Source organism: Burkholderia sp. RS01, assembly GCF_039748055.1.
Classification (GTDB): Bacteria; Actinomycetota; Actinomycetes; order Actinomycetales; family Micrococcaceae; genus Arthrobacter.
In genome coordinates, this window is record NZ_JBDLAK010000021.1 from 22037 (window position 1) to 47428 (window position 25392).

20 protein-coding genes are annotated in these 25392 nt (G+C 67.3%); 7 read left to right on the forward strand and 13 right to left on the reverse strand.

What is annotated here, in order from left to right:
* The first annotated feature begins 23 nt into the window (after positions 1–23).
* On the forward strand, positions 24–443 hold the full coding sequence (locus ABFP37_RS17680) for a DUF4870 domain-containing protein (RefSeq protein WP_078027844.1): 420 nt from the start codon (positions 24–26) through the stop codon (positions 441–443).
* Between the two features lie 38 nt (positions 444–481).
* On the opposite strand, the gene hemW is transcribed toward ABFP37_RS17680, so the two are convergent.
* Both hemW and lepA read right to left on the reverse strand, forming a co-directional pair.
* Positions 482–1711 (reverse strand): radical SAM family heme chaperone HemW, encoded by a 1230-nt coding sequence (gene hemW, locus ABFP37_RS17685; RefSeq protein ID WP_078027914.1) that lies wholly within the window; start codon positions 1709–1711, stop codon positions 482–484.
* 54 nt (positions 1712–1765) lie between these two features.
* Positions 1766–3610 (reverse strand): translation elongation factor 4, encoded by a 1845-nt coding sequence (lepA, locus tag ABFP37_RS17690; protein WP_347034374.1) that lies wholly within the window; start codon positions 3608–3610, stop codon positions 1766–1768.
* Positions 3611–3815: 205 nt separating this feature from the next.
* On the opposite strand from lepA, the gene ABFP37_RS17695 reads away from it, so the two are divergent.
* Both ABFP37_RS17695 and rpsT read left to right on the forward strand, forming a co-directional pair.
* Entirely contained in the window at positions 3816–4379 is a 564-nt protein-coding gene (locus ABFP37_RS17695) for a type II toxin-antitoxin system PemK/MazF family toxin (RefSeq protein ID WP_078027846.1), read from the forward strand.
* Positions 4380–4566: 187 nt separating this feature from the next.
* Complete coding sequence (gene rpsT, locus ABFP37_RS17700; RefSeq protein WP_078027847.1) at positions 4567–4827, forward strand: 30S ribosomal protein S20; 261 nt, start codon at positions 4567–4569, stop codon at positions 4825–4827.
* 134 nt (positions 4828–4961) lie between these two features.
* Here the strand turns inward: rpsT and holA are convergent, their stop codons facing one another.
* The 9 genes from holA to ABFP37_RS17745 form a co-directional block, all read right to left on the reverse strand.
* Entirely contained in the window at positions 4962–5915 is a 954-nt protein-coding gene (holA, locus tag ABFP37_RS17705) for a DNA polymerase III subunit delta (RefSeq protein WP_347034354.1), read from the reverse strand.
* Positions 5912–7702 carry a ComEC/Rec2 family competence protein gene (locus tag ABFP37_RS17710; RefSeq protein WP_347034355.1) on the reverse strand — a complete coding sequence of 597 codons (1791 nt, stop codon included), beginning with the start codon at positions 7700–7702 and terminating at the stop codon, positions 5912–5914. Before ABFP37_RS17710 ends, holA begins: the two co-directional genes overlap by 4 nt.
* A 223-nt stretch (positions 7703–7925) precedes the next feature.
* A complete protein-coding gene (locus ABFP37_RS17715; RefSeq protein ID WP_347034356.1) occupies positions 7926–8903 on the reverse strand; it encodes a ComEA family DNA-binding protein in 978 nt (325 codons plus the stop codon).
* A 337-nt stretch (positions 8904–9240) separates the two neighbouring features.
* Positions 9241–9426, reverse strand: coding sequence for a hypothetical protein (locus ABFP37_RS17720; protein WP_078027850.1), 186 nt, complete (start codon positions 9424–9426; stop codon positions 9241–9243).
* Positions 9427–9504: 78 nt separating this feature from the next.
* Positions 9505–10557: a DegV family protein gene (locus ABFP37_RS17725; RefSeq protein WP_078027851.1), complete on the reverse strand. Its 1053-nt coding sequence runs from the start codon at positions 10555–10557 to the stop codon at positions 9505–9507.
* A 56-nt stretch (positions 10558–10613) separates the two neighbouring features.
* A complete protein-coding gene (leuS, locus tag ABFP37_RS17730; RefSeq protein ID WP_347034357.1) occupies positions 10614–13163 on the reverse strand; it encodes a leucine--tRNA ligase in 2550 nt (849 codons plus the stop codon).
* 263 nt (positions 13164–13426) lie between these two features.
* Complete coding sequence (glpK, locus tag ABFP37_RS17735; protein ID WP_078027853.1) at positions 13427–14941, reverse strand: glycerol kinase GlpK; 1515 nt, start codon at positions 14939–14941, stop codon at positions 13427–13429.
* A 91-nt stretch (positions 14942–15032) separates the two neighbouring features.
* Positions 15033–15779: an MIP/aquaporin family protein gene (locus ABFP37_RS17740; protein ID WP_078027854.1), complete on the reverse strand. Its 747-nt coding sequence runs from the start codon at positions 15777–15779 to the stop codon at positions 15033–15035.
* Positions 15780–15953: 174 nt separating this feature from the next.
* Entirely contained in the window at positions 15954–17771 is a 1818-nt protein-coding gene (locus ABFP37_RS17745; protein WP_347034358.1) for a glycerol-3-phosphate dehydrogenase/oxidase, read from the reverse strand.
* 203 nt (positions 17772–17974) lie between these two features.
* Here ABFP37_RS17745 and ABFP37_RS17750 point away from each other — a divergent pair, with 203 nt between their 5' ends.
* The 4 genes from ABFP37_RS17750 to ABFP37_RS17765 all read left to right on the forward strand — a co-directional run bounded on the left by ABFP37_RS17750 (position 17975) and on the right by ABFP37_RS17765 (position 21890).
* Entirely contained in the window at positions 17975–18871 is an 897-nt protein-coding gene (locus ABFP37_RS17750) for a sugar-binding domain-containing protein (protein WP_347034359.1), read from the forward strand.
* 128 nt (positions 18872–18999) lie between these two features.
* Positions 19000–19869, forward strand: a complete 870-nt coding sequence (locus ABFP37_RS17755; protein ID WP_347034360.1) for an aldo/keto reductase — start codon at positions 19000–19002, stop codon at positions 19867–19869.
* Between the two features lie 12 nt (positions 19870–19881).
* On the forward strand, positions 19882–20811 hold the full coding sequence (locus ABFP37_RS17760; RefSeq protein ID WP_078027857.1) for an alpha/beta hydrolase: 930 nt from the start codon (positions 19882–19884) through the stop codon (positions 20809–20811).
* Positions 20808–21890, forward strand: a complete 1083-nt coding sequence (locus tag ABFP37_RS17765; protein ID WP_078027858.1) for a glycosyltransferase family 1 protein — start codon at positions 20808–20810, stop codon at positions 21888–21890. Before ABFP37_RS17760 ends, ABFP37_RS17765 begins: the two co-directional genes overlap by 4 nt.
* Here the strand turns inward: ABFP37_RS17765 and ABFP37_RS17770 are convergent.
* Positions 21887–24028, reverse strand: coding sequence for a primosomal protein N' (locus ABFP37_RS17770; RefSeq protein WP_260680711.1), 2142 nt, complete (start codon positions 24026–24028; stop codon positions 21887–21889). The two genes, ABFP37_RS17765 and ABFP37_RS17770, sit on opposite strands and share 4 nt — an antisense overlap.
* Before the next feature lie 84 nt (positions 24029–24112).
* The gene (metK, locus tag ABFP37_RS17775; RefSeq protein WP_078027859.1) at positions 24113–25348 is read right to left on the reverse strand and encodes a methionine adenosyltransferase; all 1236 of its coding nucleotides are present in this window, start codon (positions 25346–25348) and stop codon (positions 24113–24115) included.
* Between the last annotated feature and the right edge of the window lie 44 nt (positions 25349–25392).

Below are 25392 nucleotides of genomic sequence, written 5' to 3' on the forward strand. Positions count from 1 at the left end.
CAACGCAAGTTTAAGGAAGACAAGTGGCAGAAGACGCTCGCGACCGCAGGGACACCCCGTCCGGCCAGGACCTGCCCCAGTACCATGGCGTTCCTGCCAATGCTCTGCCGCTGACGGCCAGCGAGGACAGGCAATGGGCCACGCTGGCCCACTTCGGTGGCATCCTGGGCTGCGTCCCGGCGCTGCTGATCTACCTGATCTTCCGCGACCGCGGGCCGTTCACGGCGCAGGAATCCAAAGAAGCCCTCAACTTCTCGCTGCCCCCCACCATCGCGGCGGTCCTCGCGAACCTCCTGGTGCTGCTTCCCGTGGTCGGCAACATCTTCGCTGTGCTGGCGACCCTCATCTGGATTGCCCTGACGTGCTTCTCAGTGTCCGCGGGCATCCACGTCAACCGCGGCCAGCCGCACCGGTACCAGTACAACCTGCGCTGGATCAAGTAGCCCTCCGGGGTCCCGCGACTCCGGGGTCCTGCGGAGAGTTAATCCGGCAGGATCCTTCGGACAACGGCATCCGCCAGCAGCCGGCCTTTGAGCGTGAGGACCAGCCGGCCCCGGAATGCCTCCGCGGGTGACACGAGACCGTCAGCAATGAGCCCTGCCACGGCGTGCCTGCCCAAGGCGGACAGCGAAGCCACGGCCAGGCCTGACGCCAGCCGGGCCTCGAGCATGACCGTCTCCACCTGGCGGGTTTCGGCGTCGAGGGTTTCGCGCCCTGCCGCCGGAGAGACGCCCGAGGCGAGCCGTCCGGCGTAGGCGGTGGGATGCTTGACGTTCCACCAGCGCACGCCGCCGACGTGCGAGTGAGCCCCGGGTCCGATCCCCCACCAGTCGTCGCCGCGCCAGTAGGCAAGGTTGTGCCGACAGGCCTGTTCCGGCGTGACGGACCAGTTGCTGACCTCGTACCAGTCAAGGCCGGCGTCGGAAATCAGCTGGTCGGCGAGTTCATACTTGGCGGCGTGGTCGTCGTCGTCAATCCCCGGAACCTCGCCCCTGCGGATCTGCGCCGCGAGCTTGGTGCCGTCCTCCACAATGAGCGCGTAGGCGCTGATGTGGTCCGGGCGGTAGGAAAGCGCGGTCTCCAGCGAGTAGCGCCAGTCCTCAAGCGATTCACCGGGCGTGCCGTAAATGAGGTCCAGGCTCACGGCCAGCCCCGCCTCGCGCGCCCACTGCACCACCAGCGGAACGCGGCCGGGTGTGTGCGTGCGGTCCAGAACCTTCAGGACGTGGGGCACGGCGGACTGCATGCCGAAAGAAACCCTGGTGAAGCCGGCGTCGGCGAGCACGCGGAGAGATTCGGGCGTCACGGAGTCCGGATTGGCCTCCGTGGTGACCTCGGCGCCCGGTTCGATCCCCCACTCGCTGATGGCGGCGCGGAGTATCCGGGCCAGGTCCTCAGCCGGAAGGAGCGTGGGGGTCCCGCCGCCGAAGAACACTGTGCGGAGCCGGCGGGCAGGAAGGCCCGACTGCTCCAGCGCGCGGGCGGCGAATCCCACCTCGGAGATGGCCGTGGAGGCATAGGCATCCTGCGACGCGCCGCCACCCAGCTCCGTCGCGGTGTACGTGTTGAAGTCGCAGTAGCCACAGCGTACGGCGCAGAACGGGATGTGCACGTAGAGCCCGAAAGCCCGGTCCGCGGCACCTTCCAGCGCCTGCGGCGGCAGGAGACCGTCCGACGGCGCCGGGTCGCCCAAGGGAAGAACGCTAGGCATGTGTCCCGCCCTGTGCACAAGTGGCGCGATGTCCAGGGAAAGCCACAGCAACCACTACTTCTTGGCCTTGTCCTTGGATTCGTCCGTGGTGAGCGCCGCGATGAACGCTTCCTGCGGCACTTCGACCCGGCCCACCATCTTCATGCGCTTCTTGCCTTCCTTCTGCTTTTCCAGAAGTTTGCGCTTTCGGGTGATGTCACCGCCGTAGCACTTGGCCAGGACGTCCTTGCGGATGGCCCGGATGCTTTCCCGGGCGATAATCCTGGAGCCGATGGCGGCCTGGATGGGCACCTCGAACTGCTGGCGCGGAATGAGTTCACGCAGCTTGCCGGTCATCATCACACCGTAGGCGTAGGCCTTGTCCCGGTGCGTGATGGCGGAGAAGGCGTCAACCTGCTCACCCTGGAGCATGATGTCCACCTTGACCAGATCGGCGACCTGCTCGCCGTCGGCCTTCCAGTCGAGCGATCCGTAGCCGCGGGTCTTGGACTTGAGGATGTCGAAGAAGTCGAAGACGATCTCGGCCAGCGGCAGGCGGTACCGGATTTCCACCCGGTCCTCCGAGAGGTAGTCCATGCCGCCCATGACGCCGCGCCGGCTTTGGCACAGTTCCATGATGGCGCCGACGAACTCGTTGGGCGCAAGGATGGTGGCGGATACCATCGGCTCGCGGACTTCAGCGATCTTGCCGGTGGGGTATTCGCTGGGGTTGGTGACGTGGACGACCTTCTTGTCTTCCAGCGTCACTTCATATTCCACGTTGGGGGCAGTGGAAATGAGATCCAGGTTGTATTCACGCTCGAGCCGCTCGCGGGTGATTTCCAGATGCAGCAGGCCCAGGAATCCAACACGGAAACCGAATCCCAGCGCGGCGGACGTCTCGGGCTCGTACACGAGCGCGGCGTCGTTGAGCATCAGCTTCTCCAGCGCATCGCGGAGCACCGGATAGTCCGTGCCATCCAGCGGGTACAGGCCGGAGAAGACCATCGGCTTGGCGTCGGCATAGCCGGGGAGGGAATCGGAGGCCGGCTTGGCAAGGTTGGTGACGGTGTCGCCCACCTTGGACAGGCGGACATCCTTCACGCCGGTGATGAGGTAGCCGACCTCGCCGACGCCGAGCCCCTTGGAGGGGGTGGGCTCCGGGGAGCTGACGCCGATCTCGAGGAGTTCGTGGGTGGCGCGGGTGGACATCATCTGGATGCGTTCGCGCGGGTGCAGCATGCCGTCAACGACGCGGACGTAGGTGACCACGCCGCGGTACGTGTCGTAGACGGAGTCGAAGATCATGGCGCGGGCGGGGGCGTTCGGGTCGCCCTCGGGGGCCGGCAGGTCGCGGACGATCTTGTCCAGGAGATCCTCGACGCCCATGCCGGTCTTGCCGGAGACGCGGAGCACGTCGTCGGGGTCGCCGCCGATCAGGTTGGCCAGTTCCGCCGCGTACTTCTCGGGCTGTGCTGCCGGGAGGTCGATCTTGTTCAGGACCGGGATGATGGTGAGGTTGTTTTCCATCGCCAGATAAAGGTTGGCGAGGGTCTGCGCCTCGATGCCCTGGGCGGCGTCCACGAGGAGCACTGCGCCTTCGCAGGCGGCCAAGGACCGGGACACCTCGTACGTGAAGTCCACGTGGCCGGGGGTGTCAATCATGTTCAGTGCGTAGCTGGTGCCGTCCAGTTCCCAGGGCATGCGGACGGCCTGGGACTTGATGGTGATGCCGCGCTCTCGCTCGATATCCATGCGGTCCAGATACTGGGCCTTCATGTCGCGGGACTGCACGACGCCGGTGTACTGAAGCATGCGGTCGGCCAGGGTGGATTTACCGTGGTCAATGTGCGCGATGATGCAGAAATTCCGAATGATGGCCGGATCTGTCGCGGCGGGCACCGGGGCGGTGCGGGCCATGGGAGACACGCAGGGTCCTTACTGTTGGCATTTCCGCGGCGTAGTTCAGGCTGGATTCTGGCCACCCTGCCACCTGCCGCATATCTGAGCCTCTAGTCTCCCACGTCCGGGCCCGTGGCAGTACATTCTGCATGCCCCTTGCGCCCCGGTGTCGTGTGGTCCCGGGTCCGGCCCGGGCGGCTGCCGCGGCGGTATCGTTGCCCGCATGGCCTTGAACCTCCGCACCGTCGGCAATGCGCTCCGATCGTCCTTCCGCTTCCTCGAGGGCCTGGGACGCACGCAGCGCTCCCGGGCGGCCACGGCGAAGAACACGCCGTCCCGGACGCCCGCACGGACCAGGACCCGCGCCGGAGCAGGCGGGCTGACCGGGACCTACCCCGGCGACTTCGCGGGCACTGCAACCATCCGGTACGCGCCCTCGCCCGACGGACGCCCGGACCCGGGTGAAGTGGTGTGGGCCTGGGTGCCCTACGAAGAGGACCATTCCCAGGGAAAGGACCGCCCGGTGCTGCTGGTCGGCCGCCACGGGCGGTACCTGCTCGGCCTGATGCTGACCAGCAAGGACCACGACGGCGACCCCCGCGGCCGCCGGGACTATGTCGACATCGGCACCGGACCCTGGGACCGGCTAGGGCGGCCCAGCGAGGCAAAACTCGACCGCGTCCTCCGGATCAAGCCCGCGGACATCCGCCGGGAGGGCGCCATCCTCGGCCGGGGCCAGTTTTCCCGCGTGGCCGACGCTCTTCGGCAGCTGCGCGGCTGGAAATAATCGCGGGCGCGCCGCGCCGTCGCTAAATGGCCACTGATGGCCGAAATCTGCTACTATTCATAGCTGTGTGTCCGTGCAGGTCGACGGCCACTGATGGTTGGCCGCCATAGGTATCCCCACGCCGCTCAGTCAATGGCCAATCTGAAAGCCCTCTAGACCATTTCCGCATTAAAAAGAGAGTTCACACGTGGCAAATATCAAGTCCCAGAAGAAGCGCATCCTGACCAACGAGAAGGCTCGCCTGCGTAACAACGCAGTCAAGTCCGAGCTGAAGTCGGCCATCCGCGCCGTCAACACCGCCGTTGCGTCCACTGACAAGGATGCCGCTGCTACTGCGCTCGTTTCTGCCAGCCGTAAGCTGGACAAGGCTGTCAGCAAGGGTGTTCTTCACAAGAACAACGCTGCAAACCGCAAGTCGGCGATCTCCAAGAAGGTCAACGCACTCTAAGGTTTTCCAGTTCAACTGAACTGATGCTTGTGGCCGGCGCCGATGGTGCCGGCCACATCTCTTTAACGTGTTGACGCTCCCGGCTGGGGTGCCGTCGAACCCTGTTCTGGTCCTGCTGCTACCGGCCCCGGGTGCTAACGGCCACGGGCGGCCGTGGCGATCACGGTCACCGCGTGTTCGACGGCGTACACAGGGTCCCGTGAGAGGCCCTTGACCTGCGCGTCGGCCTCAGCCGTGACCTGGATGGACCGGGCAAGCCCCTCCGGCGTCCACCGCCGGACGTCGCGCTGAGCCTGCTCCACGAGCCAGGGCTGCATGCCCAGCTGTTTGGCAATCTGCGAGGATGACCCCTGGGCGCCGGCCACTTTGGCGACGGTCCTCAGTTTTGCGGCCAGCGCCGCCACCAGGGGAACAGGATCCGCGCCGGTGGCCAGGGCGTGGCGCAGGGTAGACAGCGCGGCCGGCCCGTTGCCGGCCATGGCGGCGTCGGCGACTTTGAAGGCGGTCGCCTCGATGCGGCCGCCGTAGTAGCGTTCAACCATTTCCGCATCAACGGCGGTGGAGGCATCGGCGATGAGCTGGCTGCAGGCCGCCGCCAGTTCGGACAGGTTGGCGCCGACGGCGTTCACCAGAGACTGCACGGCGTCAGGTTCGATCCGCCGTGAAGCCGCCTTGAATTCGGCCGCGACGAATGCGGTCTTCTCGGCATCCTTTTTCAGCGGCTGGCAGTCGACGACGGGCCATCCCCCGGCCTTGACCACGTCGAGGAGCTTCTTGCCTCGCACTCCCCCGCTGTGCCGGAGCACCAGCACTGCGTCCTGCTCCGGGTGGGCAAGATATTTGAGTCCATCCGCGAGGAAGGCGTCATTCATCGACTCGAGGCCATCCACCTCGATCAGCTTGCTCTCGCCGAACAGCGACGGGCTGACGTTCATGGCCAGCGTCCCGGGTTCGTACACGCCCGCATTGAGCCGGGTGAGTTCCACATCCGGAGTTGCCGCCCGCACTTGCGAACGGACCCGGTCCATTGCCCGGATGCCGAGATAGTCCTCCGGACCGGTGATCAGCACGACCCCGGCGGGAGTCACATCCCGCCACGTGGCCGAATTGGTGGCCGACGTCCTGGATCGTTGGGGCTGTGCAGCGGCCACTGGCGGTTCCTCCCGGGATTTGGATTGTTGACTCTAAGCCTGCCACGGGGCGCCGGCTGCACCAAGCCGCGGGCCGTCCTGCCAGGAGGGCCGGCCCGCGGGGACTTCCCGTCCAGCAGCCGGTCAAGCAGACAGGCCGTCCGGTGGTGTGCGGCCAGCACGAGGCGCATGGCTCCGGCGGGATGGGCCGCCGTCCAGACTGCCACCGCAGTCAGGACGGAGAACAGCACCATGGTGAGCAGCCCGAACGGGCCCTCGGGCCACGGCGGAGCCGCGCCCGGAAGGCCGGCGGTGAACCTGGCGATGGCGGCCACCCCGGCCGAGAAAATGCCCGCCGTGCCGATCAGTGCGGTAGCCAGCCACGGGACGAGGGCCACCAACGGCACGGCAGCCGTCCCCAGGATGGTGACCGGTGCCACCAGCGGCGCCACGAGCATGTTGGCCAGCAGCGAGTATGTGGAGAACTGCGGTTGCAGCACCACAATGACGGGTCCGCACAGTAACTGGGCGGACAGGGGCACGGCGATGCCGGCGGCCGCCCAGCGCGGGACTGAGCGTGGAACCCAGTCCATGATGTGCCGCCCCAGCACGATGATCCCCAGCGTGGCCAGGACAGAGAGCAGGAATCCGAAACTGGTGCCCAGCGCAGGATCGATGAGCAGCAGGGCAATGACCGCCAGGCACAGGAAGCTCAGCCCCCTGCCGGCTCTTCCGCCGGCCAGCGATGCCAGGGCGATGGCGCCCATCAGCGAGGCCCTCAGGACACTGGCGTCCGGGCCCACCATCAGTACGAACATGCCGAGTCCGGCCAGGGCGCAGGCGGCAGCCGGGATCCTTGCCAGGCGCACGCTGCGCGCCGCCAGCAGCAGGGCCCCGAGGATGAGGCTGCAGTTTGCTCCGCTGACCGCGGTCAGGTGGGTCAGCCCGACGGTCTTCATGGCAGCCTCGAGTTGTTCATCCAGGCCACTGGTGTCTCCGGTCACCATGCCCGGCAGCAGCCCGCGGGCATCCGCATCCAGCCATCCGGCCGCAGCCGCGAAACGCCGGCCCAGAGCGGCAGGCTCCTGCTGCCAGGCGGCGGCTGCCTCGAGCGTCACCGGAGGCGACGACGCGGTGAGCACACCGGCCTCCGCGTCGCCGGGATCAGGGGGCCGCAGCTTGCCCGTCGCCCGGACCAGCCGGCCCGGGACCGCATGCTCCCAGTCCTGTCCTCCCATGATGACTATTGCGGCCTCCGCCCGGAGCAGTCGGCCACCGGTGTTGAGTGTCTTGACCATCGCTGTCACCGCCCAGCGCTCTGCGAGGGGGGAACCGCCTGCCACTTTGAGCGCTCGAGGGGCGCCGGTGATTTCCACCTCCGCCACCACGGAGGCGTGTGCGGCGATGGCCCCTGCCACGGGACCGTCATGCCTCTGCGCGGCGGACACGGCCGAATGCGCCGCCGCGGCAGCGGCCAGGACCATGGCTGCCGCGACGGTCATCAGGAAGCTCCGCGGGAGGCGGCTTCCGGCGCCTCGCCTCAGCAATAGCACGAGGAGCAGTCCCGCCCCCGCGGCACACCCGCAGCACACGGCCAGCAGCCCGACGGGTGTAAGCCACGGACCCGCAACCGTTGCGATCCACACCAGCAGTGCGGCGGGCGCCAGGCGGACGTCAACGCGCCGCCGCAGCAGGCCGGCGGCAGCCGTCTTCGGCTCATCCGGGACGAGCCGCTGCAGGACCATTTCTCGAAGTCCGTGCAGGACGGCTGCTTCCCTGCGGCTGGGAGCGGCCGTGCCTGCTGCCGGGAATGTCCCCTGCGTCCTTCCGTCGGGTCGGATCGGGTCTGCAGTGCTACTGCGCACGGAGGCCGCGCTGGCGGAGGGCCTGCCGGTGGCGTCCGGACTGACTGCCGCCTCGACGTATCTGTGCCACCGGCTTCTGGCACCTCCACTGTTGCCGTCCATCTCAGACGGTCACCAGCGGAAGCAGTGTTTCGAGCATTTTGGGACCCACCCCGTCCACGGCGTCGAGTTCCTCGACGGTCTTGAACGGACCGTGCTCCTTGCGCCAGTCAACGATGCGCTGGGCCAGCACCGGGCCGACCTTTGGCAGCTCCGCGAGTTCTTCGGCTCCGGCACTGTTCAAATTCACCTTTCCGCCGGACCGGCCGCCTGTCGCCCCGGAGGTTGCCGGGCCCGTCCCTGCTCCGTCGGGCGGCACGGCGTCCGGAGCCCCATCGGGCGGGGTGGCTTCACCACGGCCGGGCACGTAGATTTTCTGGCCGTCCTCCAGCACGGACGCGAGGTTGAGCCGGTTCAGGTCAGCTGCCGGAGCGGCGCCGCCGGCTGCCGCAATGGCCTGGTGGACCCGGCTGTTTCTGGGAAGCTCCACGATGCCAGCCTTCTTGACGGCACCGGCCACGTGCACCACCACGGTACCTGCGGAGTCCCCTGCCTCGCCGCCGCCAGCCCCGGCCGGGCCATCGCCGCCGGCTCCCGCGGTACCTGAAGGAGCCGCCTTGGCGGCATCGCTTGTGACGGCGCTCAGCGGCATGACTTCAGGACCGGCGGTCGCGACCCTCCACCAGAACCAGCCGCCGGCGAGCAGCGACAGGACCCCCAGCAGCACCGCCGCGCGAATGCCGAGCCGCCATCTGAGCCGGGCATCGGCCGTGCGGTCCTCCGGACCCGGGTCCGGTCCGGATCCCGGCCCGTTTCCGTAGGTGAACCCGTTGCCGTCCCCCGTGTCCAGTAGTCCGGGAAGGGCGCTCCCGGACGCAAGGCCGCCGTCCGCGTCCGGCAGCGGCCCGAGTCTTGCCGCCAGCCGCCTCGCCGCCCGCCCGTCGGCTGCATGGTCGCCTGCCGCACGGCGAGCGGGCGAACGGCGTCCGGCGCCGCCGCGCGACGGGGTGCTGGCTGCGGCTCCAGCGGTCGGGCGTGACATACCCACCACGCTAGGAGGCCAGCCACCAGGCAAGAAGGGCGTCGTGTCCCTATGTGGATACCGACGACGGATAGAGTGCGGGAATGAGACTCTCCTACCCTCACTGGATACGGTTTCAGGGCCACACCGTGGGCCTTGTGTGGCAAACCGATGACGGGTCGCAGGAAATCGGTGGCGACACTGACGCCCGCCGGGGAGCACTACGCCCCATACGTCGATGCCGCCGAGCGCCGCATCATCAAGGAGGTCCTCGACCGCGGACGGGCCATTCTGGCGTCCCACGTCTAGGCACACCGCCATGGAGATGGAGCGCTGGGGACGCCGCCGCCAGGTAGGGCTACTGCTGATACGTGATGTAGGCCTCGTACTGCACCCGCCACTTCTCGGGAGCCTTGGGGTCCGGGACGGTGGTGGTGAGGAACTGGACGCTGGTCACCTGGCCCTTGAGGTACTTCAGCCATTTGGTGACTTCGCCGGCGACGTCCTTGTCGAACTGCGCCACGTGATGGACCTGCATTGCCATGGGAGCCTCCTTGGTCGGTGGGGAGACTGTACTACCAGCGGCGGGGCCCGGCCAGCCCTGATCCGGTGCGCACTCCGCCTAGGCCGTGGGCTGCGCCGGCCGGTCACGTTCCGGCTTCCGTTGGCCGTCCGCGGTGGCGGTGGACCCGGCCAGCGAGGTGCTGCTTTCACCCACGATCACGGCAAGGACGCCGAGGCCGGCGTGGGCGGCCAGCACGGCCGGCAGTGCACTGGTCTGGGCCTCCGGAGTGTCCGGCAAAGCGGCCGCCAGCCGGGCGGCAAGAAGCTTGGCTTCCGCCTCGTTGCCAAAGTGGTGGATGGCCAGCCTGGCCTCCCCCCGCGGCCTGCCCGCGGCGTCCGCCACCACGATCTCCTCCAGCCGGGCAATGGCCCTCGCAGCGGAGCGGACCTTCTCCAGCGGCACGATCTTGCCGCCGTCGACCGCTAGGATCGGCTTGATCGAGAACATGGCCCCCACAAGGGAGGCGGCCGCGCCGATCCGGCCGCCCCGGCGCAGCTGCTCCAGGCTCGGCACGTAGAAATAGACCTTGGCCTTGGCAACGCGCTCTTCGGCGAGCCTGCGCACTTCCGCGGCGCTGCGCCCGTCCGCCGCCGCCACTACGGCGCTCTGCACGGCCAGCCCCTGGGCCATGCCCACGGACCGGGTGTCCAGGACCTCGACGGGAATGCTGACGCGGCCGGCCGCCACCCTCGCCGACTCGGCCGTGCCGGAGAGATCACCGGAAAGGTGGATGGACACCACTGACTCGAAGCCTTGGCGTTCGGCTGCCAGGTAGGCCTGTTCGAACTGCCCGGGCGACGGCCGGGACGTCTTGACCGGTGTGGCGGCGGCCAATGCCACGGCAATAGTTTCGGCGATGTCGTCCTCGCCCTCACCGTAGATTTCCTCCCCCACCATGACAGGCATGGGGATGACGGCCAGCCGCCCGTTGAGGGAGAAGGCCCTCACCCAGTCGGCGGGCAGCGCGGCGGCGGAGTCGGTCACCACTGCCGTGCGCACGACGACGGCGGGCTCGCCCGTCGTCGGGCCCTGCCCCGGCCGGGTGGCCTGGCGCAGACGGACGAGGTGTTCCTTCAGCCACAGCCAGGCTGCCGGTTCGCGGTCGATCACGGCACACCTCCTGCAGTTCTGGCCGGCCGCCGGCGATGCCGGCGGCCGGAACCCGACTAGGCCGGGACGATGTTCACCAGTTTAGGTGCTCGCACAATGACCGTCCGGATGCCGCGGCCGTCGAGTGCCCGCTGGACGTTTTCCGAGGCCAGCGCAAGCTCGCGCAGCTCATCCTCGGAGATGGCGGGCGAGACCTCCAGCCTGTCCCTGACCTTGCCCTGGACCTGGACCACCGCCGTGATGGTGTCCTGCACGAGCAGGGCCTCATCGTGGGCGGGCCAGCCTGCGTTGGCAACCGAGGCCGGGTGCCCCAGCACGTTCCACATGTCCTCGGCGGTGTACGGGGCGAACAGGCTCAGGATCACGGACACGGCCTCAGCGGCTTCGCGCACGGCCGGATCGGCACCGCCGGCGCCGGAGTCGATGGTCTTGCGCGTGGCGTTAACCAGCTCCATCAGCTTCGCCACCACGACGTTGAACTTGTTGTTGTCCAGCAGCTCGGCGGCGTCCGCAATGGTCCTGTGCGTGACTGACCGCAGGGCCCGGTCGCCCGTGCTGAAGTCCACGCCGGGCCCGCTGGTCACATCCTGCCCCAGCCGCCAGGCGCGCGCCAGGAACTTCGCGGATCCCGACGGCGAGACGTCCGCCCAGTCGACGTCGTCTTCGGGCGGGGAGGCAAAGATCATGGTCAGCCGGACGGCGTCCACACCGAACTTGTCCAGCTGCTCGCCCAGGTCCACGCCGTTGCCCAGTGACTTGCTCATGGCCTTGCCGCCGTTCAGGACCTGGCCCTGGTTGAGCAGCGCGCTGAACGGCTCGTCCGCCGCCAAGAGGCCCATGTCGTGAATGACCTTAGTGAAGAAACGGGCGTAGAGCAGGTGCAGAATGGCGTGCTCGACGCCGCCGACGTACTGCCCCACCGGCATCCAGTCGTTGATCTTCTTGGGATCAAACGGGCCTTCCGTGTAGTGCGGCGACACGAACCGCAGGAAGTACCAGGAGGAATCGACGAACGTGTCCATGGTGTCCGTGTCCCGCTGGGCTGCCCGTCCGCAGTTCGGGCACTCGACGTTGACCCATTCAGCGGCCGCAGCCAGGGGGGACGTGCCCCGCGGGGACAGCGCCTCGCCGCGCAGGCCCTCGGGAAGCGTAACCGGCAGCTGCTCGTCGGGCACCGGCACTTCGCCGCATTCGGCACAGTGGATGATGGGGATCGGAGTGCCCCAGAAGCGCTGGCGGCTGAGGAGCCAGTCACGCAACCGGAAGTTCACGAACTTCTCCCCGGTGCCCTGCTTGCCGAGGATTTCGATGGCGGCCGGAATGGCCTCCGCCTTGGGCAGGCCGTCAAGCGCACCGGAGTTGATCAGCGTGCCCTCCCCCGCCGTTGCCTTGCCGGAGACGGCGGGATCCTCCTCGCCGGTGTCCAGCACCGCGCGCACGGGCAGCCCGAACTCCCTGGCGAAGTCGAGGTCACGCTGGTCGTGCGCGGGCACGGCCATGATGGCGCCCGTGCCGTAGTCGGCCAGGACGTAGTCAGCTGCCCAGACCGGCAGCTTTTCACCGTTAAGAGGATTGATGGCGTAGCGGCCGGTGAACACGCCGGTCTTTTCGCGCTCGGTGGACTGGCGTTCGATGTCCGAAAGGGCCTTGATCTTTTCACGATAGGCCATGAGTGCATCGTGGTGTTCCGGGGTGACTAGGTCCAGGGCCAGGTGCGCGTCCGCGGCCACGACGAAGAACGTGGCCCCGTGCAGGGTATCCGGACGAGTGGTGAAGACGGTGACTTCACGCTCGGCGCGTCCGTCAGAGGCCTCGATCACGAACCGGACATGTGCGCCTTCCGAGCGGCCGATCCAGTTTCGCTGCATCGCCAGTACTCGCTCGGGCCAATGCCCCTGCAGCTCGGACATGTCGTCCAGCAGCCGGTCCGCGTAGTCGGTGATCTTGAAATACCACTGGTTGAGCGACTTCTTGGTCACGGGCGTGCCGCAGCGCTCGCAGGCGCCATTGACGACCTGTTCGTTGGCCAGAACGGTCAGGTCCTTGGGGCACCAGTTGACCGGGGAGTCCTTGCGGTAAGCGAGGCCGCGCTCATAGAAGCGCTTGAACAGCCACTGGGTCCAGCGGTAGTACTCAGGGTCGGACGTGTGCACCCGGCGGGACCAGTCAGCGGAGATGGCGTAACGCTTGAACGAGGCCGCCTGGGTTTCGATGTTCGCGTACGTCCACTCACTCGGGTGGGCGTTGCGCTTAATAGCGGCGTTCTCCGCAGGCAGGCCGAAGGAGTCCCAGCCGATCGGGTGCAGGACGTCGTATCCCTGCTGGCGAAGGTACCGTGCCACGACGTCGCCCATGGCGAACGCCTCGGCGTGGCCCATGTGGAGGTCGCCGGACGGGTAGGGGAACATGTCCAGCACGTAGCGGCGCTCGCGGGAACCGTCGTCGGCCGGGGTGAAGACCTTGAGGTCCTCCCATACCTGCGGCCACCGGGCCTCCATGGCCGCGAAGCTGTAGGCGCCCTCCTCGGGGCTGTCGGCTCCACCTGCTGTTGTTCCGGTTTCGGTCTCCGGCTGAACGCTCACTGCTGCCCTCTTCTGTTCTGTCATGACGTCTGTCCTGTCACAACGGTCTGATCCCCTGCCGCCTGCCGGGAATGCGTCCCGGACACACAAAAGCCCCTCGACATGGAGGGGCGGCCGCTCGGTAATCCGTATTTGTCCGGGATACCGGGCGGCTAGCTAAGCAGAAGGATCGCACGCATAAACCTACTCTAGCGCACCGGGCCGATCCCCCCACGGCAGAATGAGCATTTTGAGGAGGGAGGCCGCACCGCCGGGGCGGTGCGGCCTCCCTCATCCAGGGCGGAAAGTTACTTCACGTCGTCGTCCACCCAGTCCATGGCCTTGGTGACGGCCTTCTTCCACAGCCGCAGCTGCCGGTCCCGCTCTGCCGGGTCCATGGCCGGCTCCCACCGCTTGTCCTCGGACCAGTTCGCGGACAGCTCTCCGAGGTCCTTCCAGAAGCCGACGGCGAGGCCGGCGGCGTAGGCGGCACCGAGCGCGGTGGTCTCCACCACCTTCGGACGGATGACGGGAACGCCAAGGATGTCCGCCTGGAACTGCATGAGGGCATCGTTGGCAACCATTCCGCCGTCGACCTTCAGCTCGGTGAGCGGGACGCCGGAGTCAGCGTTGACCGCGTCCAGCACCTCGCGGGTCTGGAAGGCTGTTGCCTCCAGGGCGGCCCTGGCGATGTGGTTCTTGTTGACGAACCGCGTCAGGCCCACCATGGCGCCCCGGGCGTCGGAGCGCCAGTACGGCGCGAAGAGTCCCGAGAAGGCAGGAACGATGTACACGCCGCCGTTGTCCGGTACGGCGGCGGCAAGGGTTTCCACTTCCGGGGCGCTGCTGATCATGCCGAGGTTATCCCGCAGCCACTGGATGAGCGAACCGGTGACGGCGATCGACCCTTCCAGGGCGTAATGCGGCGCCGCGTCCCCCAGCTTGTACCCGACGGTGGTCAGGAGCCCGTTCTTCGAGTGGACGATCTCCTCGCCGGTGTTGAAGATCAGGAAGCAGCCCGTGCCGTAGGTGTTCTTCGCTTCACCGGTCTGGAACGCAGCCTGGCCGAACGTGGCGGCCTGCTGGTCGCCCAGGATGCCGGCCACGGGAACCTCACGCAGCAGCTGGGATGTGTGGACCGTGCCGTAGACCTCGGATGAGGACTTGATGGCCGGCATCATGGTCACCGGAACCCCGAAAATGCCCAGGATCTCTTCGTCCCACTGCAGCGTCTCCAGGTCCATGAACAGCGTCCGGGACGCGTTGGTGACGTCGGTGACGTGCACGCCGCCGTCCACGCCGCCCGTCAGGTTCCACAGCACCCAGCAGTCGGTGTTGCCGAAGACCAGGTCCCCGGCCTCGGCCTTGGCCCGGGCGCCTTCGACGTTGTCCAGGATCCACTTGATCTTGGTTCCCGAGAAATAGGTGGCCAGCGGCAGGCCGACCTTTTGCTTGAATCGCTCCGCGCCGCCATCGCTGGCCAGTTCATCCACGATCGGCTGGGTCCGGGTGTCCTGCCACACGATGGCGTTGTAAATCGCCTTGCCGGTGGTCTTGTCCCACACCACCGCCGTTTCGCGCTGGTTGGTGATGCCGACGGCGGCGATGTCATGCCGGGTCAGGTTCGCCTTGGACAGCGCGGAGCCGATGACCTCGCGGGTGTTGTCCCAGATCTCGGCGGGGTCATGCTCAACCCAGCCGGCCTGCGGGAAGATCTGCTCGTGTTCCATCTGCCCGGAAGACACAATGCTGCCGCTCTGGTCGAAGACAATGGCGCGGGTGCTGGTGGTGCCCTGGTCGATGGCGATTACGTATTGGCTCATGATGACGTCCTTGTCGTGGTGCTTTCTACTGAGGAAATGTGCGTAAAACGGAAAAGCATTGTGCTGCCGGAGTCGTGCCGTGGATCAGGTGTCAGGTGGCCGCGGTGAATACGATCGGAAGCAACCCCACCAGGCCTGCCAGGGTTCCGCCGATCAGCGGGCCCACCACCGGAATCCAGGAGTAGCTCCAGTCGCTGGACCCCTTGCCCTTGATAGGCAATATGGCGTGCGCGATGCGGGGCCCGAGGTCACGGGCCGGGTTGATGGCGTAGCCGGTGGGGCCGCCGAGGGACACGCCGATGCCGACGACCAGGAGCGCCACGGCGAGCGGGCCAAGCCCTGACGGTGTTCCGCCGAAGGTGAGGATGACGAAGACCAGCACAAACGTGCCGATGATTTCAGTGATCAGATTCCACGGCGTGGAGCGGATGGCCGGGCCGGTGGAGAAAACGCCAAGTTTGTTGGCCGGCTCCGGCTCGACATCGAAATGCTGTTTGTGCGCCAGCCACGTGACCACGGCACCCAGGAATGCTCCGGTCAGTTCCCCACCGAAGTAGGTGAAGGTGGATGCGAAGTCCACTGGAACGCCGGGGGCATACTCTGCCTTGCCGTTGACGAGCAGGCCCAGGGTGACGGCCGGGTTCAGGTGGGCGCCTGACCGTGCGGCAACGTAGACACCGGAGAAGACGGCGATGCCCCATCCCCAAGTGACCATCAGGAACCCGCCGTTGTTGCCTTTCGTGCCTTTCAGGGCAACGTTGGCCACCACTCCGCAGCCCAGCAGGGTCAGCATGCCGGTTCCGAAAACTTCGGAAAGAAAAACCAATCCAAGAGACATCTTTGACTCCTCTATTTTCTGTTGTCAGTCCTTCGCAAGGTTGAAGGACGGTTGTGCCGTCACCGCTACGCTGCTGGTGGCGGCGGCCGGGCCGGGTCGACTGTGCGGTGGACCCGGTCCGGCCCTGACGCCCGGGCTGCCCGGCCCGGGCGCCGGGGTCTGTGTGACCCTGGCTCAGGAGACGAGGCTGTGGACCTCGACGCCGTGGGATCGCTTGAGCACCTCCTGAGCGTGGTGGATTTCGGCGGCCTGGTCTGCCGCGTCCCATCCGAGGGGCGCAGCCAGGATCTCGGCGATCTCGTTGAGCAGCTCGCCGGTGACGAGCCCGCGGAAGGCAAGGGAGGTACGGCGGATCAGGACATCCACGAGGTGGCCGATCTGCTCGTTGGCTGCCATGTACTCAAGCTCGCGGACGCTGAGTTCCCGGGTGGAACGCAACAGGCTGTCAGGGCCACCGTCGAGGTGGCCGATGACCTCGCCGGCACGGGTGCCGTAGCGGGTCAGGAGGCCTGCCACGCGGTCGGCATCCCGGTCCGCGTTCATGTGCGCCTTGATCCACTTCTGGATTCCGGCCTCGCTGTCCGGGAAGCCGGCGCCGCCGCCGATGGCGAGTTTCGCCGTCGAGACTTTCCGTTCCATGGCCAGTTCGGCGAGGACGTCGTTGCTCAGGTGTTCGGCGAGGGCCCGGAACGTGGTCCACTTGCCGCCCACGAGGCTGAGTACGACGGCGCCGCTGCCGCCGGCTTCAGGCGCTCGCCGTTCGATGCGGTAGTCCCGGGAAACGAAGCCGGGCTGGGTGGCGTCATGCCTGGGCAGGGGCCTGACACCCGAGAACGTGTAGACGATCTGTCCCCGGCTAACGGTGATGTCGGGGAAGACGTGGCCGATGAGGTCGAAGAAGTAGTCGATTTCGGCGTCGGTGCAGACCGCGTCCTGGGACATGTCAGCATCCACGTCCGTGGTGCCCACCAGCACGCGGTCCCCCATGGGGTAGATGAGGACGATCCTGCCGTCGGTGTGTTCAAAGAAGATCTCGCGCCCGTTGCAGGCGGCCAGCAGGCCGGGGTGGTCGAGCACGATGTGCGAGCCCTTGGTGCCGCCCATGAAGGACGTCGCGGCCCCCATGGCCTGGTTGGTGAGGTCAACCCAGGCGCCGGTGGTGTTGATGATGACATCCGCAGTGAAGTCAAAGACCTTGCCGGTCAGTTCATCGCGGAGCTCCACCGTGCTGGAACCGGCTCCGTGGGATTTGATGGAGGCCAGCGCCAGGTAGTTGCTGGCGCGGGCGGTCTTCCCCGCCTTCGCCGCCGCTGCCGTTCCCGCGCCGGTCTTTCCACCGGCTTTCTCGCCGTCCTGAAGGACGTCGAGCGTGAGGCGCTCGGGGTTGTGGACGGAGGCATCGAAGTAGGTGGCCGCGTACTTGATGCCCGGGTGCAGCATCGGCAACTCGGCGAGGGCCCGCTTCCGTCCACGGAACTGGTGGCGCGGGACGTTTCCGCCGTCACGGGAAAAGGAGTCGTACAGGCTGAGGCCGAGCTTGATCAGGAAGGCCCCGCGTTCCTTGGGTTTGCCGTGCTGCTTGTGGGTCAGGAACCGCAGGGGCGCCGCCAGGACGCCGGAGAAGGTGCTGAAGATCGGGATGGTGGTCTGCAGGGGTTTGACGTAGTGCGGGGCGATCCGCAGGAGGCGGTTGCGCTCGACGACGGATTCGCGGACAAGGCGGAACTCTCCGTTTTCGAGGTAGCGGATACCGCCGTGGATCATGTGCGAGGACGCGCCGCTGGCGCCCTGGCAGTAGTCCCCGCGTTCCACCAGTGCCACGTCGACGCCCTGCAGGGCGAGGTCGCGGAAGGTGCCGACGCCGTTGATGCCGCCTCCGACAATGAGGACACGGGCGTTCGGCCGCTGCCGCAAACTGCCCACCGAGGCGCGCTCTGACGAGCCCCGGGCGCTGGAAATGAACGGATGGCCAGATGAGTCCTTGAGTCCCAAATCTGCTCCTTTGGGTTTGGTCCGTGGGCTTTGGTGCAGGCGGCGCGCCTTGGGACGCGCCGCCGTTCACCACTATTGTTCGAAGCAATGGAAAATGGAGTCAAGCACTATGCACAAACGTGCAGAACGGATCGAACATGCCGCGTCCACGACATTCCGAAGCCCTCCGGGCCGCACAGTTGTATTACCTGCAGGATCTCACCATGGACGCGATTGCACGGGAGCTCCGGACGTCCCGGTCCACAGTTTCGCGGCTACTTTCGACCGCCCGCGAAACGGGCCTGGTCCAGATCCAGATCCGCAGTCCGCTGGACACCGGCCCGGAATTGGAACGGATAATCCGGACGCAGTACAGGGTGGATGTGCACGTCGTACCCGTCCTGGACACCCTAAATGAGGCCGAAACACTGGACCGTGTGGCCATGCAGGCCGCCCGCACCATCGGTCCGCTGGTGGACTCCAACGCCATCATCGGCGTGGCCTGGGGTTCCACCCTCAGCGCGGTCAGCCGGCACCTGACCCGCAAGATCACGCACGACAGCGTGATCGTGCAGCTGAACGGGGCGGGCAACATGCAAACGACGGGCATCACGTACGCGAGCGACATCATGCGGCGCTTCGGCAGCGCCTACGGAGCCCGGGTGGAACAGTTCCCGGTTCCTGCCTTCTTCGACCATGCGGCGACGAAGACGGCCATGTGGAATGAACGGAGCGTGCAACGCATCCTGGATCTGCAGTCCCGCATGAGCATCGCCATCTTCGGCGTCGGCTCCGTCGACGCCGACTATCCCAGCCACGTATACGCGGGCGGTTACCTCGACGAGGACGATCTGAACATCCTCGCGAGCTCCGAAGTCGTGGGTGATGTGGCCACCGTGTTTTTCCGCGGCGACGGGTCCTCGCACGGCATCACGCTGAACGAGCGGTCCACCGGCCCGTCGCTGGATCAGCTCCGCCAGGTCCGCCGAAGGATCTGCGTGGTCTCCGGCGCGTCCAAGATCAACGGCCTCCGGGGCGCCCTCGCCGCGGGCCTGGCCACGGATCTGATCCTGGACGAGGCGTCGGCCCGGCGCCTGGTCAGTTTCGACGGCGCGAACTAAGCGACCGAGTCTTGCACGGCAGAGTTCGCCGTGATTCCGTGGACAGCCCGGCCAGCGGGTTACGAATCTTCCGCCGGGGCCGCGGGCAGTTCCGCGCGTCCCTGCGTCGTATCGGTAGAGTCATAACCATGACTACCTCACCCCGGCTCAGCCTGAACAACGGCGTGCTGATCGACCAGTTGGGATTTGGGCTCTACAAGGTTCCGCCTGAGGACGCCGCCAGGTTGGTGGCCACGGCCCTGGAAGCGGGATACCGGCACTTCGATACGGCGGCAATGTACGGGAACGAATCCGGCGTGGCCCGCGGAATCGTCTCGCTGTACGGGATTCAGGCCGCCCCGGGCGGGTCAGGCGAGGCCGCGCCGCCCACTTCGCGCGAAGACCTCTTCATCACCACCAAAGTCTGGAACGACGACCACGGCTACGACGCCACGCTCCGCGCCTTCGATACGTCCATGGTCAACCTCGGGCTCGAGTACGTTGACATGTACATGATCCACTGGCCGTGCGCCAAGCGCGGACTTTTCCAGGAGACCTACCGCGCCCTTGAGACCCTGTACCACGAAGGAAAGGTGCGGGCGATCGGGGTATCGAACTTCCTGCCGCAGCACCTGGACCGCCTGCTGGAGACCGCCGAAGTGGTGCCTGCCGTCAATCAGATCGAGCTTCATCCCTGGCTGCAGCAGGCCGAGCTGCGGGAAAAGCACCGGGAGCTGGGAATACTCACTGAGGCCTGGAGCCCGCTGGGCCGCGGGCAGGTTCTGGAGGATCCCGTCATCCTTGCGCTCGCAGCAGAGCACAAAGTGACGGCGGCCCAGGTCATTCTCCGCTGGCAGCTGCAGCTGGGCAACATCGCCATTCCCAAGGCCAGCTCCGCGGACAGGATCCGGGAGAACCTCGATATCTTCCGCTTCGAACTCTCTGACCTCGACATGGCGGACATGGCCGGCCTGGACCGCGGCTACCGCACCGGCTCCCACCCCGACAACGTCAACTAGGGCCCACACAGCATGCAGACAGCAGACTCCGAGCCGTCCACGACGCCGTCGTTTTTCAGCGGCGACCTTGCGGCGAGAACCAGGGCCACCGACGTCGACCTCGGGGGCACCACCGTGGCGTACTGGACCTACGAACCCGTGCGGACAACGCCGGAGACGCGCACCATCCTGGTCATCCACGGCTTCCGCGGCGATCACCACGGGCTGCTGCGGGTCGCCGACCAGCTGCCCGAGATGCGGCTAATCATGCCGGACCTCCCCGGATTCGGCAGCTCGGCAGCCTTTACCGACGACGGCCACAGCGTCCGCCGCTACGGTCAGTTCATCAGCGATTTCATGGACGCCCTGAACCTTGGCCCTGACACTGTGCTGCTGGGGCATTCCTTCGGCTCTATCGTGGCGGCCCACTTCGTCGCCGGCCATCCGCGGGCCGTCCGGCCGCTGATCCTGATCAACCCCATTGCAGCGCCCGCCCTGGAAGGTCCCAAGGGCGCCATGACCCGGCTGGCCGTGCTGTACTACCGGCTCTCCGCCCGGCTCCCGCGGGGCTTGGGGCTGCTCCTGCTTCGCAGCCGCCTCATTGTCCGCGTCATGAGCATGGCAATGGCCAAAACAAAGGACAAGGAGCTCCTGGATTTCATTCACGGGCAACACCATGCCTATTTCAGCGCGTTCGCGAACCGCGAGAGCCTGCTGGAGTCCTTCACAGCATCAGTCAGCAGCAACGTGGCCGAGGTGGCCGAGGAGCTCACCCTTCCCGTGCTGCTGATCGCCGGGGAAAAGGACGAAATCGCGCTGCTGAAGGACCAGCACAAGCTCGCGGCCCGGCTCCCGGACGGCACGCTGGACGTGATTCCCGGCGTCGGGCATCTGATCCACTACGAAACACCGGAGCCCGCCGCCGCTTTCATCCGCCGCTTCCTGAAGGACCACCCCGCGTGAAAATTGTCATCGACGCCCGTTTCACCCGGACGGACCACCACGACGGCATCAGCCGCTACGGCGCGAGCCTCATCGCCGCGGCCTCGAAAATCGCCGACGTCTCCATGCTCATCAGCGACCCCCGGCAGCTGGCCCTCCTTCCGGATGTGCCCTACACACTGATCAACAGTCCGCTCTCCCCCGCGGAACTGTTCGTGGCCCGGAAGGTCAACGAACTGGGCGCCGACGTGGTGGTGTGTCCCATGCAGACCATGGGCACATGGGGGCGGAAGTACGGCCTCGTGCTCACGCTGCACGACCTGATCTACTACGAGCACCCGCAGCCGCCGGGCTTCCTGCCGGCTCCGGTCCGGGTCCTGTGGCGCCTGTACCACAAGGCGTTCTGGCCTCAACGGCTCCTTCTCAACCGCGCCGATGTCGTGGCCACCATCAGCCGGACCACGGAGGCGCTCATGGCCAAGTACCGGCTGACCAACCGTCCTGTCCGCATTGTCAGCAACGCCCCGCAGCCCGCGCAGCTGCCCCGCGACCCCGCAGCGGGGGCCGACAAAACCCTGCTCTACATGGGTTCGTTCATGCCGTACAAGAACGTGGAGACCATGCTGGCCGGCATGGCTGAGCTGGCCGGCTACACGCTGCACCTGCTCAGCCGGATCACACCGCAGCGCCGCGCAGAACTCGAGGCCTTGATTCCCGAAGGCGCCAACGTCATCTTCCACAACGGCGTTACCGACGACGAATACACCGCGCTGCTCAAGCGCACCACGGCGCTGGTCAGCCTGTCGAGGGCCGAAGGCTACGGCCTGCCCCTTGTTGAGGCCATGGCGCTGGGAACACCGGTCATCGCCAGTGACATTCCGATTTTCCGGGAAGTGGGCGGTGACGTCGCCACCTACGTGCACCCGGAGTCGGCGGACGCTTTTGCCGCAGCGGTCCGCAGCCTCGGCGACGGCCACCACTGGCAGGGGGTGTCCCGGCGCTCGGTGGAACGCGCCAACGAGTTCAGCTGGGACGAGTCCGCCCGGCAGCTCGTTGACGTCGCAGCGGAAGTCATGGCGCTCCGGGCCGCCAAGCCCTAGAGGACGTCCACGCCGTCGAGCCGCAGCTGCACGGGGTCATCGCTGCGCTTCGCCGCACTGGCGGCCTTCGCTGCCCTGAGGAGCCTGGTCACAGCGCCGGCCTGCCCGTAGGGGATGAACAGGAGGGTGCGGACGTCCTCGGCCCCGGCCCGCGCCCCTGCCGCGCTCTGCCCAGGTCCTGCCGCCGGCACGTGTGGGGCAGGAAGCAGCGGAGCAGGACCGGCGACGCGCAGCTCCACGCCCTCCCCGGCCAGAAGCTTCATGACAGACGCCGTGAAATGACCGACGGCGGTGCGGCCTCCGGTCACGGAAGCCACCCTTACCGCCGGCGGAAGCTGCAGCTCGGTGCGCAATCCCAACTCGCGCTGCGCGTACCCGGCAGGGTCCCAGCGGAGCAGCGCGCCCACAGCTGCGGTGTCGTCGGCGGTGATCACCACAATGCCGCCTTCCGTCGCCGGACGCACCAGGGCCGCGGCATTGAACCACCGCCGGACGGCGTCCTCCCCCGCCCGCAGATTTTCGCGCCGCAGCAGCGAATCGCCGTCAAGCAGCAGGGCGGCGGCGTAGCCGCCGGCGGCGACCGGCTCGGCACCCACGGTGGCCACGACGAGTGCGCCGGCGTCCGGGACTGTGGCCTTGACATGGTCCCCGGAGGACGTGACGACTGCCTTGCCGGGGAAGGCTCTGCCCAGCTCTTCGGCCGTGCGCAGAACGCCCGTGGCACCGCGGCGCAGCCGGGTGCCGCTGCAGTGGCTGCAGCGCCAGGCCGGCGCCGGCGTCGAACACCACCGGCACTGCGGCACGGCTGAACTGCCCGAAGCACCGGCAATGGCCAGCGGCCCCTGGCAGGACTCGCAGCGGGCGGCCTCACGGCACGTCTCGCAGGCCAGCGACGGGGCATATCCGGAGCGGGCCACCTGAACCAGCACAGGCCCGCGTTCCAGTCCTTCCTTGGCCGTGCGCCACGCAGCGCCGGGCAGGCGTGCCATCCTGGCCAGGGGGTCGCGTTCCATTTCAAAGCTGTCGGCGGTGTTGAGCACCCGGGGAACCGTCCGGCGGACCACGGCGCGGTCAGACTCCACGGGCATGGCCCAGCCTGCATCCACAAGGCGCTGCAGTTCCGTGCTGCGGGTGTGCCCCGCCAGGAGGCATGCGGCGCCTTCCTGCTCCGCCCGGAGCAGGAGCACCTCCCGGGAGTGGGCATACGGGGAGCGCTGCTCCACGTGGAGGTCGTCGCCGTCGTCCCAGCACACGGCGAGGCCGAGGTTCCGGACCGGCGCGTAGGCGGCCGAGCGGGTGCCTACCGCGACGCCGGCAGTCCCGTTGAGGACCCTCAGGTAGCTGCGGTATCTGGGCGTCTGGCCGTCGTCAGCCGTGAGCCGGGCTATGTCCCCGGCAGGAAGCACCTCCTCCAGGGCGGACTGCACCCTGTCCAGGTCGCGGTAGTCGGGAACGACGACCACCGCTCCGCGGCCGGATTGCCGAACGGCCGCGACTGCGCCCGCGAGGAGCCGCGGCCAACCGTCGGGGCCGAAGCCCTGCAGGGCGCTTAGGACCGCTCGGGGCGAGCCGCCGTCACTCAGGTGCCGGAGAAACGCGGCGCCGTTCCGGTAATCCGCCCATCCGGCGCCGGGCAGGGTCCCGGACACGGGCGCTTCCTGCGGCACCGCATCCTGGGCCGCAATTTCCTTCTCCACCTTGACGACCCTGGGCGGTATGGCCACCCGGAGCACATCGCTGACGGTGCCCGCGTAGCGTGCGGCAACGCGGTTGGCGAGCTCCCGGAGTGCGGGCGTGAGGACGGCGACCGGCGAGATGACCTTATGCAGCGGCACCAGGACATGGCCGGCGTCGGACTGCTCGGCCCGATCGAGGATGTAGCCGCTCAGTTCCTGGCCGCTGAACTTCACCTTGACCCGGACCCCGGGCTGCGCTGCGTCATCGAGTTCGGCCGGCACACTGTAATCGAACGGCCGGTCCAGGTGGGGCAGGGACGATTCGATCAGCACGCGGGCCACCGGGTTGACGCTGGCCGGCGGCGGACCGGCAGTGGTCCTGGCACTGGCGGGAAACCCCTGCAGCAAGGAAAGCTGCAGGGGCTGATCCGGCATGCCGGCAGAAGTCATAGCGTCCGTCATAGCGCCTACCTCCGTCCTGAATTAACAACCAGCCAAGCACAGGGGTATGACATTCCTGGCTGCCGGCGCCTTCGGGGCAACGGGTTAGGCGTTGAAGTAAGCCTTGAGGTCGTCCACGCGGTCCAGGCGCTCCCAGGTGAAGTCGGGATCATCCCGGCCGAAGTGGCCGTGCGCGGCCGTCTTGGCGTAGATGGGGCGCTTGAGGTCGAGCGCGTCGATGATGGCGCGCGGCCGGAGGTCGAAGATCTCGGCGATCGCGGCGCTGATCTTGGCAGGATCCACTGTTTCGGTTCCGAACGTCTCCACGTACGTGCCGACGGGACGGGCCTGGCCGATCGCGTAGGCAATCTGGATTTCGGCCCGCTTGGCCAGTCCTGCCGCCACCACGTTCTTGGCCACCCAGCGCATGGCGTACGCCGCGGAACGGTCCACCTTGGACGGGTCCTTGCCGGAGAAGGCGCCGCCGCCGTGGCGTGCCATGCCGCCGTAGGTGTCAACGATGATCTTGCGTCCGGTGAGCCCGGCGTCGCCCACCGGACCGCCGATCACAAAGGCGCCCGCAGGGTTAAGAATGTTGGCGGTCCGGGAGATATCCAGGTTTGCGAGGGCAAGCACGGGGTCGATCACATGCGAAGCGAGGTCGGCCCGGAGCTGGTCCAGGCTGAATCCCTCGGCGTGCTGGCTGGAGATCACGATGGTTTCGACCGAAACGGGCCGGTCGCCGTCGTACCCGATGGTGGCCTGGGTCTTGCCGTCCGGACGCAGGTACGACAGTTCGCCGCTCTTGCGCACCTCGGTGAGCCGTTCGGACAGCCGGTGGGCGATCCAGATCGGGGTGGGCATGTAGGACGGCGTCTCGTCGCTGGCGTAGCCGAACATGAGGCCTTGGTCGCCGGCGCCCTGGAGGTCGTAGTCGTCCACCTGGCGGCCTTCGCGGGCTTCCAGTGAATTGAAGACTCCGCCGGCGATGTCGTTCGACTGCTGGCCGATGGATACGGACACGCCGCAGCGGGCGCCGTCGAAGCCGTTGGCGGACGAGTCGTAGCCGATGCCCAGGATGGTTTCGCGGACGATCTGCGGGATCTCGACATAGGCGTCCGTGGTGACCTCGCCGGCAACGTGGACCAGGCCGGTGGTGGCCATGGTCTCCACGGCGACGCGGGATTCGGGATCCTTGGCGAGCAGTGCGTCCAGGATCGCGTCACTGATCTGGTCACAGATCTTGTCCGGGTGGCCTTCGGTCACGGACTCGGACGTGAAAAGCCGGAGCGCGGACGGGACGGACCCGTGGGATTCTGGAATGTGCAGCGGTAAAGTCACTCAACTACCTTACTGGTTGGCAAACGGACGGGCGTCAGCGTATG